General features: G+C 60.1%; 13 protein-coding genes and 1 rRNA gene. 5 read left to right on the top strand and 9 right to left on the bottom strand.

Going from position 1 to position 18,317, the window contains the following annotated elements:
- Window positions 1–140 precede the first annotated feature (140 nt).
- The 4 genes from ACP7BN_RS06990 to ACP7BN_RS07005 all read left to right on the top strand — a co-directional run bounded on the left by ACP7BN_RS06990 (window position 141) and on the right by ACP7BN_RS07005 (window position 2,521).
- Entirely contained in the window at window positions 141–1,022 is an 882-nt protein-coding gene (locus ACP7BN_RS06990) for a LysR substrate-binding domain-containing protein (protein WP_426202704.1), read from the top strand.
- 44 nt (window positions 1,023–1,066) lie between these two features.
- Window positions 1,067–1,642, top strand: coding sequence for an NAD(P)H-dependent oxidoreductase (locus tag ACP7BN_RS06995; RefSeq protein ID WP_426202706.1), 576 nt, complete (start codon window positions 1,067–1,069; stop codon window positions 1,640–1,642).
- Between the two features lie 49 nt (window positions 1,643–1,691).
- Complete coding sequence (locus ACP7BN_RS07000) at window positions 1,692–2,063, top strand: MerR family transcriptional regulator (RefSeq protein ID WP_426202709.1); 372 nt, start codon at window positions 1,692–1,694, stop codon at window positions 2,061–2,063.
- A gap of 107 nt (window positions 2,064–2,170) precedes the next feature.
- Window positions 2,171–2,521: a cupin domain-containing protein gene (locus tag ACP7BN_RS07005; RefSeq protein WP_420651064.1), complete on the top strand. Its 351-nt coding sequence runs from the start codon at window positions 2,171–2,173 to the stop codon at window positions 2,519–2,521.
- A gap of 187 nt (window positions 2,522–2,708) precedes the next feature.
- Here ACP7BN_RS07005 and mmsB read toward each other — a convergent pair whose 3' ends face one another.
- Together mmsB and ACP7BN_RS07015 are read right to left on the bottom strand one after the other, a co-directional pair.
- The gene (gene mmsB / locus ACP7BN_RS07010) at window positions 2,709–3,596 is read right to left on the bottom strand and encodes a 3-hydroxyisobutyrate dehydrogenase (RefSeq protein ID WP_426202712.1); all 888 of its coding nucleotides are present in this window, start codon (window positions 3,594–3,596) and stop codon (window positions 2,709–2,711) included.
- Between the two features lie 10 nt (window positions 3,597–3,606).
- Complete coding sequence (locus ACP7BN_RS07015) at window positions 3,607–5,133, bottom strand: CoA-acylating methylmalonate-semialdehyde dehydrogenase (RefSeq protein WP_426202714.1); 1,527 nt, start codon at window positions 5,131–5,133, stop codon at window positions 3,607–3,609.
- 125 nt (window positions 5,134–5,258) lie between these two features.
- On the opposite strand from ACP7BN_RS07015, the gene ACP7BN_RS07020 reads away from it, so the two are divergent.
- On the top strand, window positions 5,259–6,206 hold the full coding sequence (locus ACP7BN_RS07020) for a LysR family transcriptional regulator (RefSeq protein ID WP_426202716.1): 948 nt from the start codon (window positions 5,259–5,261) through the stop codon (window positions 6,204–6,206).
- Here ACP7BN_RS07020 and ACP7BN_RS07025 read toward each other — a convergent pair.
- The 7 genes from ACP7BN_RS07025 to rrf all read right to left on the bottom strand — a co-directional run bounded on the left by ACP7BN_RS07025 (window position 6,203) and on the right by rrf (window position 18,167).
- Window positions 6,203–6,661: an OmpA family protein gene (locus ACP7BN_RS07025; protein WP_426202736.1), complete on the bottom strand. Its 459-nt coding sequence runs from the start codon at window positions 6,659–6,661 to the stop codon at window positions 6,203–6,205. The two genes, ACP7BN_RS07020 and ACP7BN_RS07025, sit on opposite strands and share 4 nt — an antisense overlap.
- A 41-nt stretch (window positions 6,662–6,702) precedes the next feature.
- A complete protein-coding gene (locus ACP7BN_RS07030) occupies window positions 6,703–7,971 on the bottom strand; it encodes a diguanylate cyclase domain-containing protein (RefSeq protein ID WP_426202718.1) in 1,269 nt (422 codons plus the stop codon).
- Window positions 7,968–8,543 (bottom strand): YfiR family protein, encoded by a 576-nt coding sequence (locus ACP7BN_RS07035; protein ID WP_420651122.1) that lies wholly within the window; start codon window positions 8,541–8,543, stop codon window positions 7,968–7,970. The genes ACP7BN_RS07030 and ACP7BN_RS07035 overlap by 4 nt, the downstream gene beginning before the upstream one ends.
- A gap of 119 nt (window positions 8,544–8,662) precedes the next feature.
- Window positions 8,663–10,768 carry an exodeoxyribonuclease V subunit alpha gene (recD, locus tag ACP7BN_RS07040; RefSeq protein ID WP_426202722.1) on the bottom strand — a complete coding sequence of 702 codons (2,106 nt, stop codon included), beginning with the start codon at window positions 10,766–10,768 and terminating at the stop codon, window positions 8,663–8,665.
- Window positions 10,765–14,454, bottom strand: coding sequence for an exodeoxyribonuclease V subunit beta (gene recB, locus ACP7BN_RS07045; RefSeq protein ID WP_426202724.1), 3,690 nt, complete (start codon window positions 14,452–14,454; stop codon window positions 10,765–10,767). Before recB ends, recD begins: the two co-directional genes overlap by 4 nt.
- Complete coding sequence (gene recC / locus ACP7BN_RS07050; protein ID WP_426202726.1) at window positions 14,451–17,897, bottom strand: exodeoxyribonuclease V subunit gamma; 3,447 nt, start codon at window positions 17,895–17,897, stop codon at window positions 14,451–14,453. The genes recB and recC overlap by 4 nt, the downstream gene beginning before the upstream one ends.
- A gap of 154 nt (window positions 17,898–18,051) precedes the next feature.
- Window positions 18,052–18,167, bottom strand: a 5S ribosomal RNA gene (gene rrf, locus ACP7BN_RS07055).
- Between the last annotated feature and the right edge of the window lie 150 nt (window positions 18,168–18,317).

The following is an 18,317-nucleotide window of genomic DNA, read 5'->3' on the forward strand; positions in this document are numbered from 1 at the left end:
CCACCGGCCTCATCGCTGGCAAGCCAGCTCCCACAGGTTTCAGCGTTGAACACAAAAGCTGTGTACGGCGCCACACCTTGTGGGAGCTGGCTTGCTGGCGATGAGGCCGGTGCTGACACTAAAAATATTCAGGCGACCCCATGCACTTCGACCTCACCGACCTGCGCCTCTATCTGCACATTCTCGACGCCGGCAACATCACCGCCGGGGCCGCCCGCAGCCACTTGTCGCTAGCCGCCGCGAGCGCACGGATCCGTGCGCTGGAAGCGTCACTCGGGAGTGAATTCCTGCAACGCGGACGTCGCGGCGTCACGCCCACACCCGCCGGCAAAGCTCTGGCTCATCACGCCCGAATCCTGCTGCAACAGGCCGAGCGCATGCAGCAGGATCTCGCCGAATACGCCCAAGGCGTCAAAGGCCAAGTGCGCCTGCTGTGCAACACCACGGCGATCACCGAATACCTGCCGGAAGTGCTCGCAGTCTTTCTGCGCGAGCATCCCAACCTCGATATCGATTTGCAGGAACTGCCCAGTGCGCGCATCACCCACGCCTTGCGTCAGGGTGCGGCAGACTTGGGAATCGTCTCCGATGCAGTCGACACCAGCGACTTGCAGACGCAGCCGTTTCGCGACGATCCGCTGGTGCTGATTGCGCCGCTGGATCACCCGTTGGCGAACGCTGACGCGGTGAGTTTCAGCGAAGCCTTGCGCCACGACTTCGTGGGCCTGGGCAGCGACAGCGCACTGGCGATCTATCTGGAAGAACAAGCCCTGCACAGCGGCGCGCGCATGCAGATGCGCATCCGCGCCGATAGTTTCGACGGCGTGCTGCGCATGGTCGCCCACGGCGTCGGGCTGGCCATCGTGCCGCAAGCGGCGGTCGAACGTGCAACGCGACACCCCTTCAAAACCATCGCGCTGAACGAAGCCTGGGCCCGGCGCAAGCTATTACTCTGCGCCCGCGAATTCGCAGCAATGCCCACCTACGCCAGCGCATTGCTGCAAGCCTTGACTCTCCCCTAGGGGGCAGACTTTAACCTTGGCTTTTCATCGGCCAGGACAAGACCATGGGCAAACGTATTCTGCTGATTCTCGGGCATCCTTCGGCCGCGAGTTTCTGCGGCGCAATTGCTCAACGCTATGCACACGCCGCCGTGCAGGCCGGGCACCAGGTGCGTCAGTTGGCGTTGGGCAATCTGCGATTCGACCCGATTCTGCGCGAAGGCTATCAGCAGGTTCAGGCGCTGGAAGCCGACTTGCTCGACGCGCAGGCCGATATCCTCTGGGCCGAGCATCTGGTGCTGATTTATCCGATCTGGTGGGGCGGTGTTCCGGCATTGCTCAAGGGGTTTTTTGATCGGGTGTTCCTTCCCGGTTTTGCTTTCAAGTACCGCCCAGGCAAAGCCTTTCCCGACAAGCTGCTGGCCGGTCGGACCGCGCATCTGCTGGTGACCATGGATACACCGCCCTGGTATTTCCGCTGGGTATACCGCATGCCCGGGCTGCGTCAGGTGCGCAATACAACCCTGCTTTTCTGCGGTATCAAACCCTTGCGCACGCTCACATTCGGCCCGGTTCTGAACGCCAGTGCAGGTCAGCGTGAAGCCTGGCTGCGGCGCACCGCAGCTATCGCCAGCCTCTGACGCCAGGCAATAATGCGCGGGCCGCATCACCGCAAAAGAGGGATCCTGGATGTACATCAGCGAAGCCGCCGAACGCTCCGGCACCACGGTCAAGACCATCCGCCATTACGAGGCGATCGGCCTGCTTGCGCCCGCTCAACGCAAAGGCAACTACCGCCTCTATGACCTGCAGAGCGTCGAGCGGCTGCGCTTCATAAAATGCGCAAAAGCGCTGGGTTTCAGGCTTCGCGAGTTGCAGGAAATCTTCGCCCCGCATCGCGGTAAAACCATCCCTTGGGCCGTGGCCCGACAAGCTATCGAAGACAAGAAACGCGAGATCAGCGAACAGCTCGCCACGCTGTCGCGCCAACACGCGCAACTGGTGGCGTTCGAATTGACGCTGGAAGACGCCGAAGAGGATTGCCCGCTGCAAAATCTTTGAGGAGGCTGCGTTTCTGGGCAGCTCAATGTCGAGCACAGACAATTGACCTTCAACCGGGCGCTATAGGGTGCGAGCTCATCTCTCACCCCCACTGCCCGGAGCTCCCAATGACTGCCACCGCACCTGTCACCGTTCTTCGCGACACTCATCCGCTACCGGTACTCGACGCCTGTAAATGGGAAAAGCTCGAAGGCGATCCGCACACCGTCAATCTCAACGCCTATACCAGCGAAGATGGCAGCAAGATCATGGGCACGTGGATTTGCACGCCGGGCAAGTGGCGCGTTGATTATGTGAAGTGGGAGTACTGCCATTTCCAGGAAGGCTACTGCGTGATCACCCCGGACGGGATGGAGCCGATTCATCTGCGTGCCGGCGATATCTTCGTGGTCGAGCCGGGGATGAAAGGCACTTGGGAAGTGGTGGAAACCGTGCGCAAATATTTCGTGTTTGCGTGATACCAAGAGAGTCGGAAGTCACCTGTGGCGAGGGGATTTATCCCCGTTGGGGCGCGAAGCGGCCCTAAAAATCAGCGACGAGGTCTATCTGACAAACCTCAGTCGTTGATTTTGCGACTGCTTCGCAGTCGAACGGGGATAAATCCCCTCGCCACAATTGCTTTGTGATCGCAGTCTGCCGCGGCCGCTACTGCGGCTTGCGGTAGCTGTTGATGATCGCCGAGAAGTCCTTGCCACCCTCCCCGCGCTGGCTCATCGCCTGATACAACTGCTGCGCCACTGCGCCGAGGATCACAGGTTGATGTGCCTGACGCGCGGCCTCGGTAGCCAACCCCAGATCCTTGAGCATCAATTCGGCACCGAAGCCGCCGGTATACCCGCGCGAGGCCGGCGCCGTTTCGACGATGCCCGGCCATGGGTTATACATTTCCGAACTCCAGCAACGCCCGGTCGAGCTATTGATGATGCCGGCCAACACGCTGGTATCTATCCCCAGCGCATCGCCCAACGCCATGGCTTCGCTGACGCCGACCATCGAGATCGCGAGCAACAGGTTGTTGCAGATTTTGGCGATCTGCCCGGTGCCGACTTCACCGCAATGCACGATGTTGCGGCCCATCTGCGCCAGCACCGGTTGCAGGGTGGCGAACAATTCGGGAGTGGCGCCAACCATAAAGGTCAGCGTGCCAGCCGTTGCGCCGCCAGTACCGCCGGAAACGGGTGCATCGGCCATGGCCACGCCTTGTTTGGCGGCGGCAACGGCAACATCACGCGCGGTCTGCGGATCAATGGTGCTGCAATCGACTGCCGGGACGCCTTTGCCAATGCCGGCGAGCACGCCGTCTTCACCGAGCCAGACCCCGCGTACATGCACCGCGGCCGGGAGCATGGTGATCACCAGTTCTGCGTCTTCAGCAGCTTCGCGGGCCGAAGCGCGGATGCTGCCGCCAAGTTGTTCCAGTTCTGCCAATACAGTCTTATTCAGGTCGACCAGGTTCAGCGAATGGCCAGCCTTGATCAGGTTGCGCGCCATTGGCGCGCCCATGTTGCCGAGACCGATAAATGCGATTTTCATGGCCGGTTCCTCAGCGCAGATTGATGGTGGTGTTCACGCCGTCGTTGACGCTGTCGTCATCGAACCAGCGCGCCGTCACGGTTTTGGTCTGGGTGTAGAACTGCACCACTTGCTTGCCGTACGGGCCGAGGTCGCCGAGCTTCGAACCGCGCGAACCGGTGAAACTGAAGAACGGCACCGGCACTGGAATCGGAATGTTGATGCCGACCTGGCCGACGTCGATTTCAGTCTGGAATTTACGCGCCGCTGCGCCGCTCTGAGTGAACAGGCCGGTGCCGTTGCCGAACGGGTTGGCGTTGACCAGCGCAATCGCCTGATCGAGGGTGTCGACTTCCAGCACCACCAGCACCGGGCCGAAGATTTCCTGGGTGTAGATCTGCATGTCGGTGGTCACACCGGAGAACAGGGTCGGGCCGACGAAATTGCCTTTTTCGTAACCCGGCACGCTGATCTCGCGACCGTCGAGCTCCAGCTTCGCGCCTTCTTTGATGCCGCTTTCGATCAGATCGAGGATCCGCGCCTTGGCCTTTTTCGAAATCACCGGGCCAACATCGGTGCCCGGCTCGTTGCCAGCGTTGACCTTGAGCTTCTGCGCCAGCGCTTTCAGATCCGGCAACCATTGTTTGGCGGCACCGACCAGCACTACTACCGAGGTGGCCATGCAGCGTTGCCCAGCGGCACCGAAACCGGCGCCGACCAAGGCATTCAGGGCTTGCTCGCGATTGGCGTCCGCCAGCACCACGGCGTGGTTCTTCGCGCCCATCATCGATTGCACGCGCTTGCCGTGTTTACCAGCCAGGTCATAAACATGGGTGCCGACAGCGGTCGAACCGACGAACGAAATCGCCTTGATGTCTTTGTGCGTGCACAGACCATCGACCACGTCCTTGCCGCCGTGCACAACGTTGAGCACGCCCGCCGGAACGCCGGCCTCGATTGCCAGCTCCACCAGCAGCATGGTCGACAGCGGATCTTGTTCGGACGGTTTGAGTACGAAGGTGTTGCCGCAGGCGATGGCCATCGGGAACATCCAAAGCGGAATCATCGCCGGGAAGTTGAACGGAGTGATGCCGGCGCAGACGCCGATTGGCTGACGCAGGGTGTAAGTATCAACGCCGCCAGCGACGTTCTCGGCGAACTCGCCCATTTGCAGGCTGCCGATGGAGCACGCATGCTCGACCACTTCCAGACCTCGGAAGATATCGCCCTCGGCGTCGGCAATGGTTTTGCCCTGCTCGGCGCTCAGCACCACGGCGATGCGTTTGGAGTGCTCACGGATCAGCGCTTGCAGCTTGAGCATGATGCGCATGCGCGCACCGATTGGTGTCAGCTTCCAGGTCTGGAACGCGCGGTGTGCGGCGCTGATGGCGGCGTCGACTTCATCAGCAGTGGCAAACGGCACTCTGGCCAGCACTTGCTGGGTCGCCGGGTTGACGATGTCGTGCCATTCGCTGGTCTGGGATTCGACCCACTCGCCGTTGATCAGCAGCTTGACCGTTTGAATCGTGGTGTCGGTAGGCGTAAGCGAAGCGTTCATGCGGTTCTCCTGGAATTGTTTTTATCGAGGGAGCAAAGCCGTGTGTCACGAATTGGTTGTCGGACGGTTTTTGGAGTATAGATGTGCAAACTTCTAATAAGTACGCACATATAAGCCCGTCCATCATGCAAAAAAACATCACGTCTTTAGGTTCGCTGAACTGGGATGACCTCAAGTTTTTCCTCGAAGTCGCCCGTACCCGCAAGGCCAGCACTGCGGCCAAACGCCTGGCGGTGGACTACACAACCGTGTCGCGGCGCATCAGTTCGCTGGAAGCGGCGCTCGGCACCTTGCTGTTCGAAAAGTCACGCACCAACGGTTTTGTCCTGACCACTGAAGGCCAGCGCTTGCTCGGTTATGCCGAGTCAATTGAAAGCACGCTGCACATGGCCTGTGAGCAGGTGTCCGGCTCAGGCGTCGCGCTGTCAGGGCATGTGCGCATGGGCTGCACCGAAGGCTTCGGCAGTTTCTTTATCACGCCGCAACTGAGCCATTTCGTCGATGCTTACCCGGCGATCTCGGTGGACATCCTGCCGCTGCCGCACTTCATCAGCCTGTCCAAACGCGAGGCCGACATCGTCATCGCTCTGGAACGGCCGGAACACGGGCCGTATGTATGCTGCAAACTCTGCGACTACCGTTTGCAGCTGTACGCGACTCAGGACTATCTGGACCAACACCCGCCGATCCGCCGTCCCGCCGACTTGAGCGAGCATCAATTCATCAGTTATGTGGACGATCTGGCGTTCAGCTCGGAGCTGCTGTATCTGGGGAACGTGCTGCCCGGCGCCAGCGCGAACTTGCGCAGCACCAGCGTGATCGCGCAATTCGTAGCGGGGCAGCAAGGGCGTTCGCTGGCGATTCTGCCGTGCTTCCTCGCCGCACAGGATCCGCGCCTGCTGCCGGTGCTGCCGGAGGAAATCGACATCACCCGGCAGTTCTGGATGTACTGCCGGGAAGATCTGCGCAAGTTGAAGCGGATCACCCTGTTGTGGGATTACATCCGCGAGGTGACTGAGCGGAATCAGGGTCTGCTGATGGGGCAGACTCGCGAGATGTTGTTCGCCGATTAGTCGGCGCTGACCACGATCGAGACGCGGCGGTTTTCGGTGCGGCCGGCGGCGGTGTCGTTGGACGCCACCGGTTCGCGACTGCCCAACCCCTGCAACTGAATGTTCTCTTGCTTCATGCCGACGCTGCTCAACACGTTGGCCACGCTTTTGGCCCGGCGCAGCGACAGTTGCTGGTTGTAGGTTTCCTTGCCAGAGGCGTCGGTATGCCCGTCGACCCGCACGCGCTCGATGCCAATCCCCAAGAGTGCCTTGCCGATCCTTTCGACAATCTCGGTACTCTGCTGGTTAAGGCTTTCGACATCACTGCCAAACAGCACTTTGCCCGACAGACCAAACTCCCAGCCCTCGTCGGTCGGGGCGAAGCCTTGTTGTTTGAGCACGGCAATCTGCGCCGGGGTCAGGCCTTTTTGCGGCGCGGTCTGGCAACCGGTCAGGGCCAGCACAGCCATTAGCATCACAGAGAAAAACAAACGCGAAGAAAGTGAGAACACGAAGATCAGCTCCTGGTTTGAACGGGTTCGACCGGGTGCTCCGCCCCGGCAGTGAATTGGGCGCCACGCGACAGGCGCTTGGCTTGGTACATGGCCGCGTCGGCGGCATTCAGCAAGGCGCCGGGCGTGGAGCCATGATCGGGATAAACCGCGATGCCGATACTGAGCGAGGTCACCACACTGCTGTCGCCCGGCAACGCGATGGGCATATCCATGCTCGCGAGAATCTTGTCAGCGATGCGCTCGGCGTCTGCGGTCTTGTGCAACGGCGTCAGCAGCACGGCGAACTCGTCGCCGCCCAGACGCGCCACCAGATCTTCTTCGCGCAACTGCGCGCGTATCCGATTGGCCACCGCGACCAGCACCGCATCGCCGGCAGCGTGGCCGAAGTTATCGTTGATACCTTTGAAACGGTCGCTGTCGAGAAACAACACCGCCACCCGCTCGTTGTTTTTGTGCGCGCTGCGCAGGGCGCGCACGAGTCGGCCTTCGAAAAACCCGCGGTTCGGCAATCCGGTCAGGCTGTCGTGGCTGGCCTGATGGGCGAGAGTTTCGTTCTCGGTCTGCAGATGCGATTGCCAGGATTCGAGTTCGTCGAGCAAGGCATTGAAGTCGTTACCGAGATTGTCGAGCTCGGCAATTTTGGCGGGCGGCACACGACGATCCAGTACGCGTTCGCTGCGAGCGGCGTGGGCTACGCTGGCGAGGCTGTGCAGTGGGCCGATGATCCCGCGCAATTGACGACGCGCCAGATACAACGCGACCCAAGCGCTGATCGCGGTACACAGAATGATCCCGGCCAGACCACTCAGCAGAAAGCGCATCAGACTGCCGCCGTGACCGGTGAGCAAGACGCGGCCGATCTCACGATCCTGATGCACGATTGGCAGGCTCACGGGTTTTTCCAGGATGACGCGGGCGACCTGCATCTCCAATTCAGTAATGAAACCGTTCTCCGGCCGCTGCCAACTGGCGATCAATTCACCGTTGCTGTCGAGGACCTGCGCGTGGGCGACTTCTTCGGTCCCGGCGATCAAGCCCAGCGCTTCGGACGCGGCGGTCTTGTCGTCGAACACCACCGCCGCTTCGACCGTGTAGCTGATCGAACGGGCAATAAGGTGCAGGTTGTGATCGGCATAAACCCGCAACGCCAATACGCCGAGCAGTGTCAGCGAAACGCTGGCCATCGCCACCGCTATCAACGCAACAATCAAATGCCCGCGACCGATAACCGAGCCGAGGCTCGGCAGTTCTGTGGAGTTATGCTTTTTCATGGCGCCGCCGGCTTGCGGCGGGACAACTGCAGCACGCTTGGATGAATGCGCACGCCACTGCGGGCAACGGAGTCGAGGTTGACCTCGAACGACACTTGCTCATCTCCGACGCGCAGGCAGAACAGGCTGCCGACCGTGCATTGATCGTCGCTTTCGCTGATGCTCAATATCGGATGGCCAATCAAAGAAGCGAACAGCCGGCTGCGTTCATCCGCCGTGAGTTTGCCGATGTACACCGCGTTGCATTCACTGACGATGGCTGGATTGTCGGCGAGCAAACGGCGCACGGTAACCGGACGGCCCGTGGCTTGGGTCGTGCCCTTTACCAGATCATCGGTGTATTCGGTGGGACCGACGATGCACAGGTGCAACTGCGCCGGCTCGACCGGCCAGCGCGCATAACTGAGGATCCCAAGCACGACCTGAGTAACCGACTTGGCTCGTTGCTCAGCCATGCCCGGCGGCGTTTGCGCTTGCGCGATGGCCATACCTGCCAGCATCAGGAGCAGACTGCCAAGCACCAGCTGCTTGCAGCCATATACGCGCTCTGTCGCCCAGATGGCCACCTTCATGCAGAGATACTCTTGGATCGTTACGGAATGATGCCGCAACGATAGCACAGCGTTGGAACACCAGCGATACAGCGCCCTCTGACCGGTTGGTCAGTTATCGCCATCCAACGCTGCAATGTTCATAAGTGAGTATCAGCGCCCTGCTCCAGCTCAAGCATCAACCCGCTCAGGCGTTTGACCTTGCGTTGTACGGCCTCTTCAAACACGCCGGCACGCGGTTCGATCAGGGTGAACCAGTGCTTGGCGCGGGTGATTCCGGTGTAGATCAGTTCTTTGGTCAGCACTGGATTCAGCGCATCGGGCAGGATCAGCGCGGTATGCGCGAATTCGGAGCCCTGGGATTTGTGTACGGTCATCGCGTACACGGTTTCAACGTCGTTGAGCCGGCTCGGCAATACGAAGCGCACCCCGCCGCGACCATCATTGCGCGGGAATGCCACGCGCAGCACTGGTTTACCGGCGTCCGGCCCTTCGCGCTCGGGCAGCTTGAGCGCGATGCCGATATCGCCGTTCATCAGACCCAGACCGTAGTCGTTGCGGGTCATCAAAACGGGCCGACCTTCGTACCATTGCTGATCGCTGTCGATCAGTCGAGCCTTGAGCAGTGCGTCGGTGATGCGCTGGTTCAGGCCCTCGACACCCCATGGGCCTTTGCGCACGGCACAGAGTAACTGGAAGGTGTCGAATGCCTGCAAAACATCCCGCGCCCATTCGATCCATTGCGGGTCTTCAAGTGGTGTGGCGGTTGATGGACGTTGCTGGCGCAGGACGCTCAGGTAATGCCGGTAGCCTTGCGGGCCTGCGCCGTGTCCATCGAGAACGAGGCGTTCAAGGGCCTGATCGCGCTCGCCCTTGAGCGACAACGAGAACACATCATCGTAGCCGCCGGCGCTCAAAAGCTGCCGTGCCTCGTCCGGCAATTGCCGATTCACCCGGCGCGCAAGTTGCCCAATGCCACTGCCCTCGCCGAAGCGCCGCGAGTGTCGCAGCATCACCACTTGCTGGGCGAGCGGGTGCGATCCGTCGGTGTCTTCGTGCAACTCGCTGGCGGCCAGGGACTCACCGCTTACTGACTCCAGCCACTGGCGCGTCTGCGGACTGTAGTAACCAGCCTCGGCGTCGCGGCACAGATCGCCCAACACCGCGCCGGCCTCCACAGAGGCCAGTTGATCCTTGTCACCGAGCAATACCAGGCGAGCGTGCGGCGGCAGGGCATCGAGCAGGTTAGCCATCATTTCCAGGTCGATCATCGAGGCTTCATCGACCACCAGCACGTCCAGCGGCAGACGATTACCGGCGTGGTGGCGGAAATGCCGCGTGCCGGGACGGCTGCCGAGCAGGCGGTGCACGGTCGTCACGTCCGAAGGGATCTTCTCGCGAACCGTTTCGGCGATGTCCAGTGACTGCACTTGCTGGCTGATGGATTCGGTCAGGCGCGCCGCCGCTTTACCAGTAGGCGCTGCCAGACGGATACGCAGTGGCTTGCCGGCCTGAACGGCTGGCGACTGCAGCAAAGCCAGCAGGCGCACCACCGTGGTGGTTTTACCGGTCCCCGGGCCACCGGTGACGATGCTGAAGGCACCTCGGGTCGCCAGCGCGCAGGCCAGTTTTTGCCAGTCGATCACGTCTGTCTGTTGCGCCGAGCCGAACAGTTCGTTAAGTCGCTGCGACAGGTCTTGCGGTGTTGGTTCTTGCTGTGCGAGGCGTTGGCGCAACGCATTGTCTATGCGTCGCTCGTAGGCCCAGTAGCGACGCAGGTACAAGCGTTTGCCCGACAACACCAGCGGACGTTGCGAGGCTGAATCACTGACATCGGCCGCCTGCGCTACCAGCGAACTCTCGGCTAATACCTTGCACCAATGCGCGCCATCAAGCGTCACGAGCAACTGCGATGGTAATAAAACCCCAGCTTGTTGATCACCTTCCGGTGGCAATGACAGAGCGAAATCCGGAGCTTCAAGGGTTTCGAACAGATCGAGGCAGACGTGGCCATGACCCAGTTGGTGACTGGTCAACGCGGCGGCGAGCAGCACCAGCGGGTCAACTTCGGGTGCCAGCTCGTGCAGAAACCCGACGAACGCCTTGTCCAGCGAGCGTAACCAGCCGCGCTCGACCCAATGGCCGAGCAACAGCAGCAGATCATCGGCGCGGGTGAGGGGCGTCAGGTTGGCCAGCGCGTCTGCGTCTAGTGGGGCCGATAGTCCGTCGGCGAATGTCCGGCTCATAGCAAGATTCCTTGTTCCCATGCAGGCTCGGCCTTGGGTTCAGCTTTGCCCTGGAACATGCGGTCCAGTCGCTCGATCAGCTCTCGCGGTGGGCGGGCAAAATACACGCCTTGGCTAGTGGCCCGGGTTCCGCGCAAGAACAGGTACAGCGCACCGCCGATGTGCCGGTCGTAGTCGTACTCGGGAAGTCGTGCTTTGAGCTGACGGTGCAGGGCCAGGAGGTACAGCACGTATTGCAGGTCATAGCGATTATCGAGGATCGACTGCTCCATGGCCTGTTCGGTGTAGGCGCTGTCATCGGCACCCAGCCAGTTGGATTTGTAATCCGCCACGTAATAGCGACCTTCGTGTTCGAAAGTCAGGTCGATGAAGCCTTTGAACATGCCATTGAGTTGCACTGGCTCGGCGGCGACTCGGGCGACGCCGTTGTGAGTGTGTTGGCGCACCAGTTCGTCGAGTTTGAGCACATCGACTTTGTGGCTGGCGAACCAGAACTCCATCTCGACGCGATACTGTTTGAGCTGTTCGAGCGTCACCGGCGGCTGACCAATCCCTGCGGGTAGCGGCGTCTTTAGCAAGTGTTGCAGCCAGTCGCTGAGGGTGGTGATCCAGCCTTGCCAGCCGCGCAGATTGCAGCGTCGCGCAATCGCATCTTCCAGCGCCTTGCGCGACACGGCGAAACCTTCATCGCCCGCCCATTCCAGCAAACCATGCAGAAACGTTCCGGGATTCGGGCCACGCGGAAACCGGTGGATATCGGCACCGCCGGTGATGATTTCGCGCGGAGCGTCCGGGTCGAGACGCTCGTCGTCGAAGAGTTTTTGCGCTTGCGGACTGTCCGGCGCCTCATCACTGCCAACGCTCAATACATCGCTGATACGCAACGCACTGTAGGAGGCGATCCACCAGTTTTCGCTGGCCTTGCGTTTGGGCACCAAGGTCGCACTGAGTGTCGCTTCGTTGCGTGGCGGCAGATAAAACTCGCTGGTCGCCAAGGGCATCTCGCTGACCTTTAGCGCAGGAGCGTTTTCCTGCAAGTCCTCCAGCCAGCGGTTGAGTGCACTGGACTCACGCAATATCGCTCCGCCGCCCAACAGATAGCCAAGTGCCGAAAGATGCAGCACCGAACTGTTGTTATTGCCGCGTTTGAGATCCGTCACGCCGAGCCAGCAAGCGTGTTGCGCGCGGGTCAGAGCGACGTAGAGCAAGCGCAGATCTTCTGCGAGGCGTTCATCGTCGGCCAGCGCAATCAGTTCAGCGGTAGGCTTGAGACTGACCTGCGCCTTGCCGGATGTGTCGTGGTAATGCAGCGGCAAGCGACTGCCATCCACTGGTTTCGCCGAGCAAATGAACGGCAGAAAAACCAGCGGATATTCCAGGCCTTTGGATTTGTGGATGGTCACAACCTTGACCAGTTGCTCGTCGCTTTCCAGGCGCAGGATCTGTTCTTCGCCCGCCTGACCCGATAGCGCCAGATGCTCAGCCAGATGGCGGATCAGGGCCTGCTCGCCATCGAGTTCAGCCGCCGCTTGCTGGAGCAATTCCGAGAGGTGCAGCAGATTGGTCAGCACCCGCTCGCCGTCGGTGCGCGTGATGAGAATCTGCGGCAGGTGAAAATCGTGCAGCAGGCGCCGCAACATCGGCAGCACGCCTTGCTTGCGCCACAGATCGCGATAGCCGCGGAACTGCATGACCCTAGCTTCCCACACCAACTCGTCCTGATTCAGCCGCTCCAGTTCAGCCAATGGCAGATTCAGGGTCAGGCAGGCCAGCGCCGCTTTCAACGCGCGCTCGACATCCGGCTCGGCACACGCCTTGAGCCAGCTCAGCAGGTCGTGGGCTTCCTGAGCGGCGAAGACTGAATCCTTGTCCGACAGATAGACGCTACGTACGCCGCGAGCCGCAAGTTCACCGCGCACTGCTTGAGCTTCTTTACCGTCGCGCACCAGAATTGCAATGTCCGCCGGGCGCAGGCCGCGCAGCTCTTTGCCCTCTTGCGCAAACCCTGCATCACCAGTTTGTCCGCCATTGAGCAGCGTGGTGATTTCACTGGCGCAAGCGGCGGCCAATTGTTGGCGATACACCACACCGGAGATTGGTTGCTCGGTGGAGAGCTGCCAGATATTCAAGGCTGGAACGTCTTGTCCGCCGATCTGCAATCGCTCCTTACGCCCCTGAGATTGCACCGGCTGAAACGGTACCGGGTTGACGCCGCTTGGCTCTCGAAACAAAAACGCGCCGCGCCCTTCGTTACGGGACTCAGCGCGTTCGAAGACATGATTGACCGCGTCAACCATGCCGTGGCTTGAACGGAAGTTGGTACCCAGAGTGTGCAATCGGCCGGTGGTGGCTTGTCGGGCGCGCAGGTAGGTGTAGATGTCCGCACCACGGAAAGCGTAGATCGCCTGCTTTGGATCACCGATCAGAAACAGCCCGGTTTCAGGGTTGTTGTCTTCGATGCGATAAATGCTCTCGAAGATCCGGTACTGCACCGGGTCGGTGTCCTGGAATTCATCGATCAAGGCGACCGGAAACTGTTCGCGGATCAACGTAGCCAGACGCTCGCCGCCTTCCGATTGCAGGGCTGCATCCAGACGCAGCAACATATCGTCGAAGCCCATTTCGGCGCGGCGACGCTTCTCTTCTTCGAAACGTGCACCGACCCATTTGGCGGCGTGTTGCAACACGGCGGCATCGGGAGTAGGCAGAGCATCAAGACTCGACTTGAGGCCCGGCATTGCATCCAGCCCTGGATGGCTTGGTGGATCAGTTTTCCAGGCTTCGGCCATGCCATCTGGGGTCAGCCGGGTGAAGCCGGTGCCGATGTCGAGTTGTTCGAGGCTCTCGTCTTCGGCCCACATCTTGAGCTTTTCGAACCAGGGTTCGAAGTAGCGCGCCTGCATCTTGCGCCCATCAACTGCTTTGCTTGCGATGCCTTGGTGGCAGATCGCGAGCAATTCGTCTGCCCACTCGCGCCAAGGCATCTTTAGTTCGATCAACGCGTTGCGCCGTTCTTGCAGACACTCGGCAATCAGCTCGGCCGGGGCTTTGTCATCGTCACTTTCACGCTCGATGCCAAACAGGCCACGAACACGAGGTAACAGAGCTGCCGGGCCACCCCAATTGCCGCGAACCCAATTCAGCACATCGCCCTGCATTGGATAGCAGAACAGCCGCCAGTAATCGCGCAGCACTTCGCCGAGCAGATCGCTGTGATCGGTTTCCAGGGTCTGGGTGAACAGACTGCCGCTGTCGAACGCGTGCTCGCGCAGCATGCGCTGGCACCAACTATGGATCGTCGAGACCGCGGCTTCGTCCATCCATTGCGCGGCGATGTCCAGGCGGTTTGCGCAACCGGGCCACTGCTGAGGATCGTATTCTTCGCGCAAATCGGCAATCAGCGCATCGGGCGCGGGTGTTTCGTCACGGAAGAAACGGGCTGCTTCAGACAGACGGGTGCGAATCCGTTCGCGCAGCTCTTTGGTCGCGGCATCGGTGAAGGTCACCACGAGAATTTGCGGCGGCAGCAGCTCACGACCAAAACCGCTCGACTCGTCACCGTGGCCGAGGATCAGGCGCAGGTAGAGTGCGGAGATGGTGAACGTCTTGCCGGTGCCGGCACTGGCTTCGATCAGTTGGCTGCCGCGCAGAGGGAACGCCAGTGCGAGGGGCTTTTGCTTACTCATGAACCCTCTCCGTTCAATGAACGCCACGGGGCTGCGAGTAATGGTCGATACAAGGCGTCGCACCAGTCGGGAAAAGTCTCGTCCGCCAATAGCGCGTCGTAGTCGGCGAATTGGCGGGTCAGGGCTGGGCTTTCACGTCGCTCGCCTTCGCTGGTCTGGCCGTCACCTTCGTAGGTTTTACGGGCGGCGGCTTCGGCTTTTAGCGGGTCGCTCTGACTTAGCCAGGCGAACGCGGTTTTCACCGCGATCGGCAGTGGCTGGCGCATTCCGGTTTGCCAGGCGAGCAGTACGTTTTCCAGGATGCTCAGGGCCTTGTCCTCAGCCATGGGTTCAAGCAACAACGTCTCATCGCTGGCCACCAATGCAGTGGTCAAGGAAAGCCCGCTCGCGCCTGCCACCAGATGATTGACCCAGGGTTTGATCAGTCGATGCCACTTGCGATTTTTGATCGAGCCGATGCTGTTGGGGATTGTCGTCACCGACAGCACACCGCCATCGGCGCGCAGGTGCAAACCACCCAGCCATCCTTCCAGGCGCAACCCTCGGAGTTCGAGACTGACCGGTATTGCGCTGGTCATCGGAGTCGGCCAAAGCGTCAGCAGCTGTTGATAACGCTGCAGCAAATCCGGCAGCGGCTCGATCAACTCCCGTTGCAGACTTGCGCCGAAACCGGCCATCGGCAGCAGGCCACTGTTTTGCAAGCGCAGTGCTTGAGCTGCCAGGGCTTGATCAATGTTATCCGGCTGGCGTAGAGCGGCTTCGAGCAAACTGTCGCTAAGGGAGTAGCGTTGTAGCGCATCCAGAACGAAGGGTTCTTCGTCTGCCAGAGGAGCTTGCGCGGCTTCGAAGTAAACTTTCAATCTTTGTGTGAAGAAGTGCCGAACCGGGTTGCGCAGGAAATCCTGAAGCAGCGCGAGACTCAGTGGTTCCTCTTGAATATGGGGCTCGAGCATCGTCGCCGCGTTGGCCGGCATGTGATGTTGATGCAACACCTGCCACTCACTGGCGTAGCTGAACAGTTCGTCGCCTTCATGAAAATAGCGTGCACTGAATGGCTGGAGTGGGTGCTCTTCAGTCATGCCGTGCAGCAGATCCTGGCTTTCATCGCTCAATCGCCAGCCATTGGCGAGGTGATCTCTTAGTTGTCCAATCAGCACGGAGGCGGGACGCTCACTGTTGTCGCGAATGCTGCGCCCGACCCAACTGATGTAGAGCTGATGACGAGCGGAAAGGAGCGCTTCGAGCAGCAGATAGCGGTCGTCTTCCCGACGGGAACGGTCGCCGGGGCGGTAGTCACTGCCCATCAGGTCGAAGTCCAGCGGCGGTTGTGCCCGAGGATAGTCGCCGTCATTCATGCCCAACAGACAAACAAGCTTGAACGGAATGGCGCGCATCGGCATCAGGGTGCAGAAGTTCACTGCACCGGCGAGGAAGCGCTGGGACAAGCGCCCCTGATCCAGCCCGGCCAGCCAGGCTTCACGGACTACCGTCAGCGGCAGTTCGTCGAGTAAGCGGACTGACTCGCAGGTCTCTAGCCATGTTTCACGCAGCTCCTCGAGTTGAGTCAGCAGGTAGTCGTCGTGCTCGTTGCTGGCTTTGAAAAACAGCTGCGTGAGCGCCTGCAAGCGGCCCCCCCATTCCTGAGGTTTGGCTGGTTGTGAGAGTTGCTGATGGGAAAGCTCCAGCGCATCAAGCAAGGCAACCAGCGGGCCGATCAAAGCTGCGTCAAGACCACCGATTTCATCGTAGGGTTCTATGCCGGCACAGGCTGAAGAATTGCCTACGGCATAACCGAGCAGCATTCGCCGCAGACCGAAACGCCAGCTGTTCTGCTCCAGTTCTTGAGGTAGTCCCAGCCCGGCTCTTTGCTCGGCATCCATGCCCCAACGTACGCCTGCGCCCTCGATCCAGCGATGCAGCGTTGGTAAATCACGTTCTTCCATACCAAACCGGGCGCGCAATGCGGGGACATCGAGCAGGTCGAGGATTTCGCTGACCGGGAAACGGCTGTCCGGGAGCTTGAGCAGGTGCTCGACCGCGATCAGTAAAGGATCACGGCCGCGCTGGCCCTGGTCGGCCAATGTGAACGGGATGAAGCGCGGATCGTAGCGATCCAGTTGACCGAACACGGCACGGATATGCGGGGCGTAGCTGTCGATGTCCGGCACCATCACGATCACATCGCGCGGGCGTAATTCACGGTTGGCACTGAAACGAGCTAGCAACTGATCATGCAGAATTTCCACTTCACGCTGAGCGCTGTGAGCGACGTGAAAGCGGATTGATTGGTCTTGCGTCAGATCGACCGCAGGCCAATGCTCGCGGGTTTCACTGAGCGGGCGCAGTTCGAGAATATCGTTCTGTAGCTGGTTGAGCATATTCAGCGGATCAGTGTCGCTGAACAGGTCGATACGGCCGTCGCGAAATGCACTGCGATAGCCATCAGGATCGTCGTAGCTGTCGAGCAGATTGATGTAGTCGCGGCCCTGTTTTCCCCATGCGGCAAGCAGTGGGTGCGCGTGCTGATGCAACAGTTCCGGATCCAGAACGACGGGCATGCCGCTCTTGCGCGCCTGACGCTTGTATTGGTGCCGAAGCAGATCTTTGTCAGCGACGATATCGGCCCAGTGATAACGGCAGGGGTTGTGTACACACAAGAGGACTTGGCTGAAACGTGCCAGCCCGGCCAATGCTTCCAGTACTTGCGCGGGCAGTGAAGATATCCCGAACACGATCACACGAGACGGCAAGCCTGGTGGCGCTTCTTCAAGCGTGGTGATGCGTTCGATGAATCGCTGGTGCACGCCGGCTCGGCTCTGCGCCATGCCTTTCTCACCCACGTCCTGGAGCAGCGCGCGCCACAGTTCTGCCTGCCAGCAACTGGTGGGGGGCAGCGGCTTCACTTCGCCTCTGACACTTCGTAACTGATGACGTCCTTCGGCCCAATCTTCCAGCCAGTCGGCACGGTATACCTGATATTGGTCGAAGAGATCCGCCAGACGTTCGGACAACTGATAGCGCTTGCGCATATCGGTATCGCGCGTAAGGAAGCGCTGGAGTGGTTCGAAATGCGGTTGATCGATAACTTGCGGCAATAGACGCATCAGGCGCCAAGTCAGAGGGGCTTTATCGAGTAAGGATTTGGCGGGGATTTCATCTCGTCCCAGCACCATTCGGTAAAGCTGCCACATGAAGCTGCCCGGCAATTGCACATCGATGGCGGCCGCGATGCCGCAACCACCCGAATCATCGTCTTCAGGATCTTCGGCCAAGGCCAGCTTCAGCCACTGGGCGATACCGTTACTTTGCACCAGCGCAATTTCATTCTCCAAGGGAGCCAGTGGATAGCGCCGCATTATGCTGACCACCAGGCTGCGCAGTTCGTCCAGGCTGTTGCTCTGAACCACCATGAATGCAGCGTTGAGGGACTTGGCGTCCGGCATGAAGGCTTCCTTGGAAAAGTACAAAAGCTAGGTCAGAACCTTAGCATTGTCGGCCGTTGGCGGCAGCCTGATCGCGTCCGAGAATGCTGTACGAACTTTCCTGCGGGCAAAACAAAACCCCAACTGCTTTCGCAATTGGGGTTTCGGAATTTAATCTTGACGATGACCTACTCTCACATGGGGAAACCCCACACTACCATCGGCGATGCATCGTTTCACTGCTGAGTTCGGGATGGGATCAGGTGGTTCCAATGCTCTATGGTCGTCAAGAAATTCGGGTACTGAGTCGTGACCAGAAGGTCTCGCTTCAGCAAATTGGGTATGTGACAGCTTTCGGTGTTTTTGCGAGATCGAACTTTCGGTTCATTGCGTCTTCACACACCGCAATCTGGTTGCTCTGGTTTAGAGAGCCGACGCAAA

This window comes from Pseudomonas sp. TWP3-1 (assembly GCF_049896625.1).
Classification (GTDB): domain Bacteria; phylum Pseudomonadota; class Gammaproteobacteria; order Pseudomonadales; family Pseudomonadaceae; genus Aquipseudomonas.

Excerpts from the sequence above, each read along its gene's own strand:
- ACP7BN_RS06990 (WP_426202704.1), top strand. The coding sequence starts at position 141 with ATGCACTTCGACCTCACCGACCTGCGCCTCTATCTGCACATTCTCGAC.
- ACP7BN_RS06995 (WP_426202706.1), top strand. The coding sequence starts at position 1,067 with ATGGGCAAACGTATTCTGCTGATTCTCGGGCATCCTTCGGCCGCGAGT.
- ACP7BN_RS07000 (WP_426202709.1), top strand. The coding sequence starts at position 1,692 with ATGTACATCAGCGAAGCCGCCGAACGCTCCGGCACCACGGTCAAGACC.
- ACP7BN_RS07005 (WP_420651064.1), top strand. The coding sequence starts at position 2,171 with ATGACTGCCACCGCACCTGTCACCGTTCTTCGCGACACTCATCCGCTA.
- mmsB (WP_426202712.1), bottom strand. The coding sequence starts at position 3,596 with ATGAAAATCGCATTTATCGGTCTCGGCAACATGGGCGCGCCAATGGCG.
- ACP7BN_RS07015 (WP_426202714.1), bottom strand. The coding sequence starts at position 5,133 with ATGAACGCTTCGCTTACGCCTACCGACACCACGATTCAAACGGTCAAG.
- ACP7BN_RS07020 (WP_426202716.1), top strand. The coding sequence starts at position 5,259 with ATGCAAAAAAACATCACGTCTTTAGGTTCGCTGAACTGGGATGACCTC.
- ACP7BN_RS07025 (WP_426202736.1), bottom strand. The coding sequence starts at position 6,661 with ATGCTAATGGCTGTGCTGGCCCTGACCGGTTGCCAGACCGCGCCGCAA.
- ACP7BN_RS07030 (WP_426202718.1), bottom strand. The coding sequence starts at position 7,971 with ATGAAAAAGCATAACTCCACAGAACTGCCGAGCCTCGGCTCGGTTATC.
- ACP7BN_RS07035 (WP_420651122.1), bottom strand. The coding sequence starts at position 8,543 with ATGAAGGTGGCCATCTGGGCGACAGAGCGCGTATATGGCTGCAAGCAG.
- recD (WP_426202722.1), bottom strand. The coding sequence starts at position 10,768 with ATGAGCCGGACATTCGCCGACGGACTATCGGCCCCACTAGACGCAGAC.
- recB (WP_426202724.1), bottom strand. The coding sequence starts at position 14,454 with ATGAGTAAGCAAAAGCCCCTCGCACTGGCGTTCCCTCTGCGCGGCAGC.
- recC (WP_426202726.1), bottom strand. The coding sequence starts at position 17,897 with ATGCCGGACGCCAAGTCCCTCAACGCTGCATTCATGGTGGTTCAGAGC.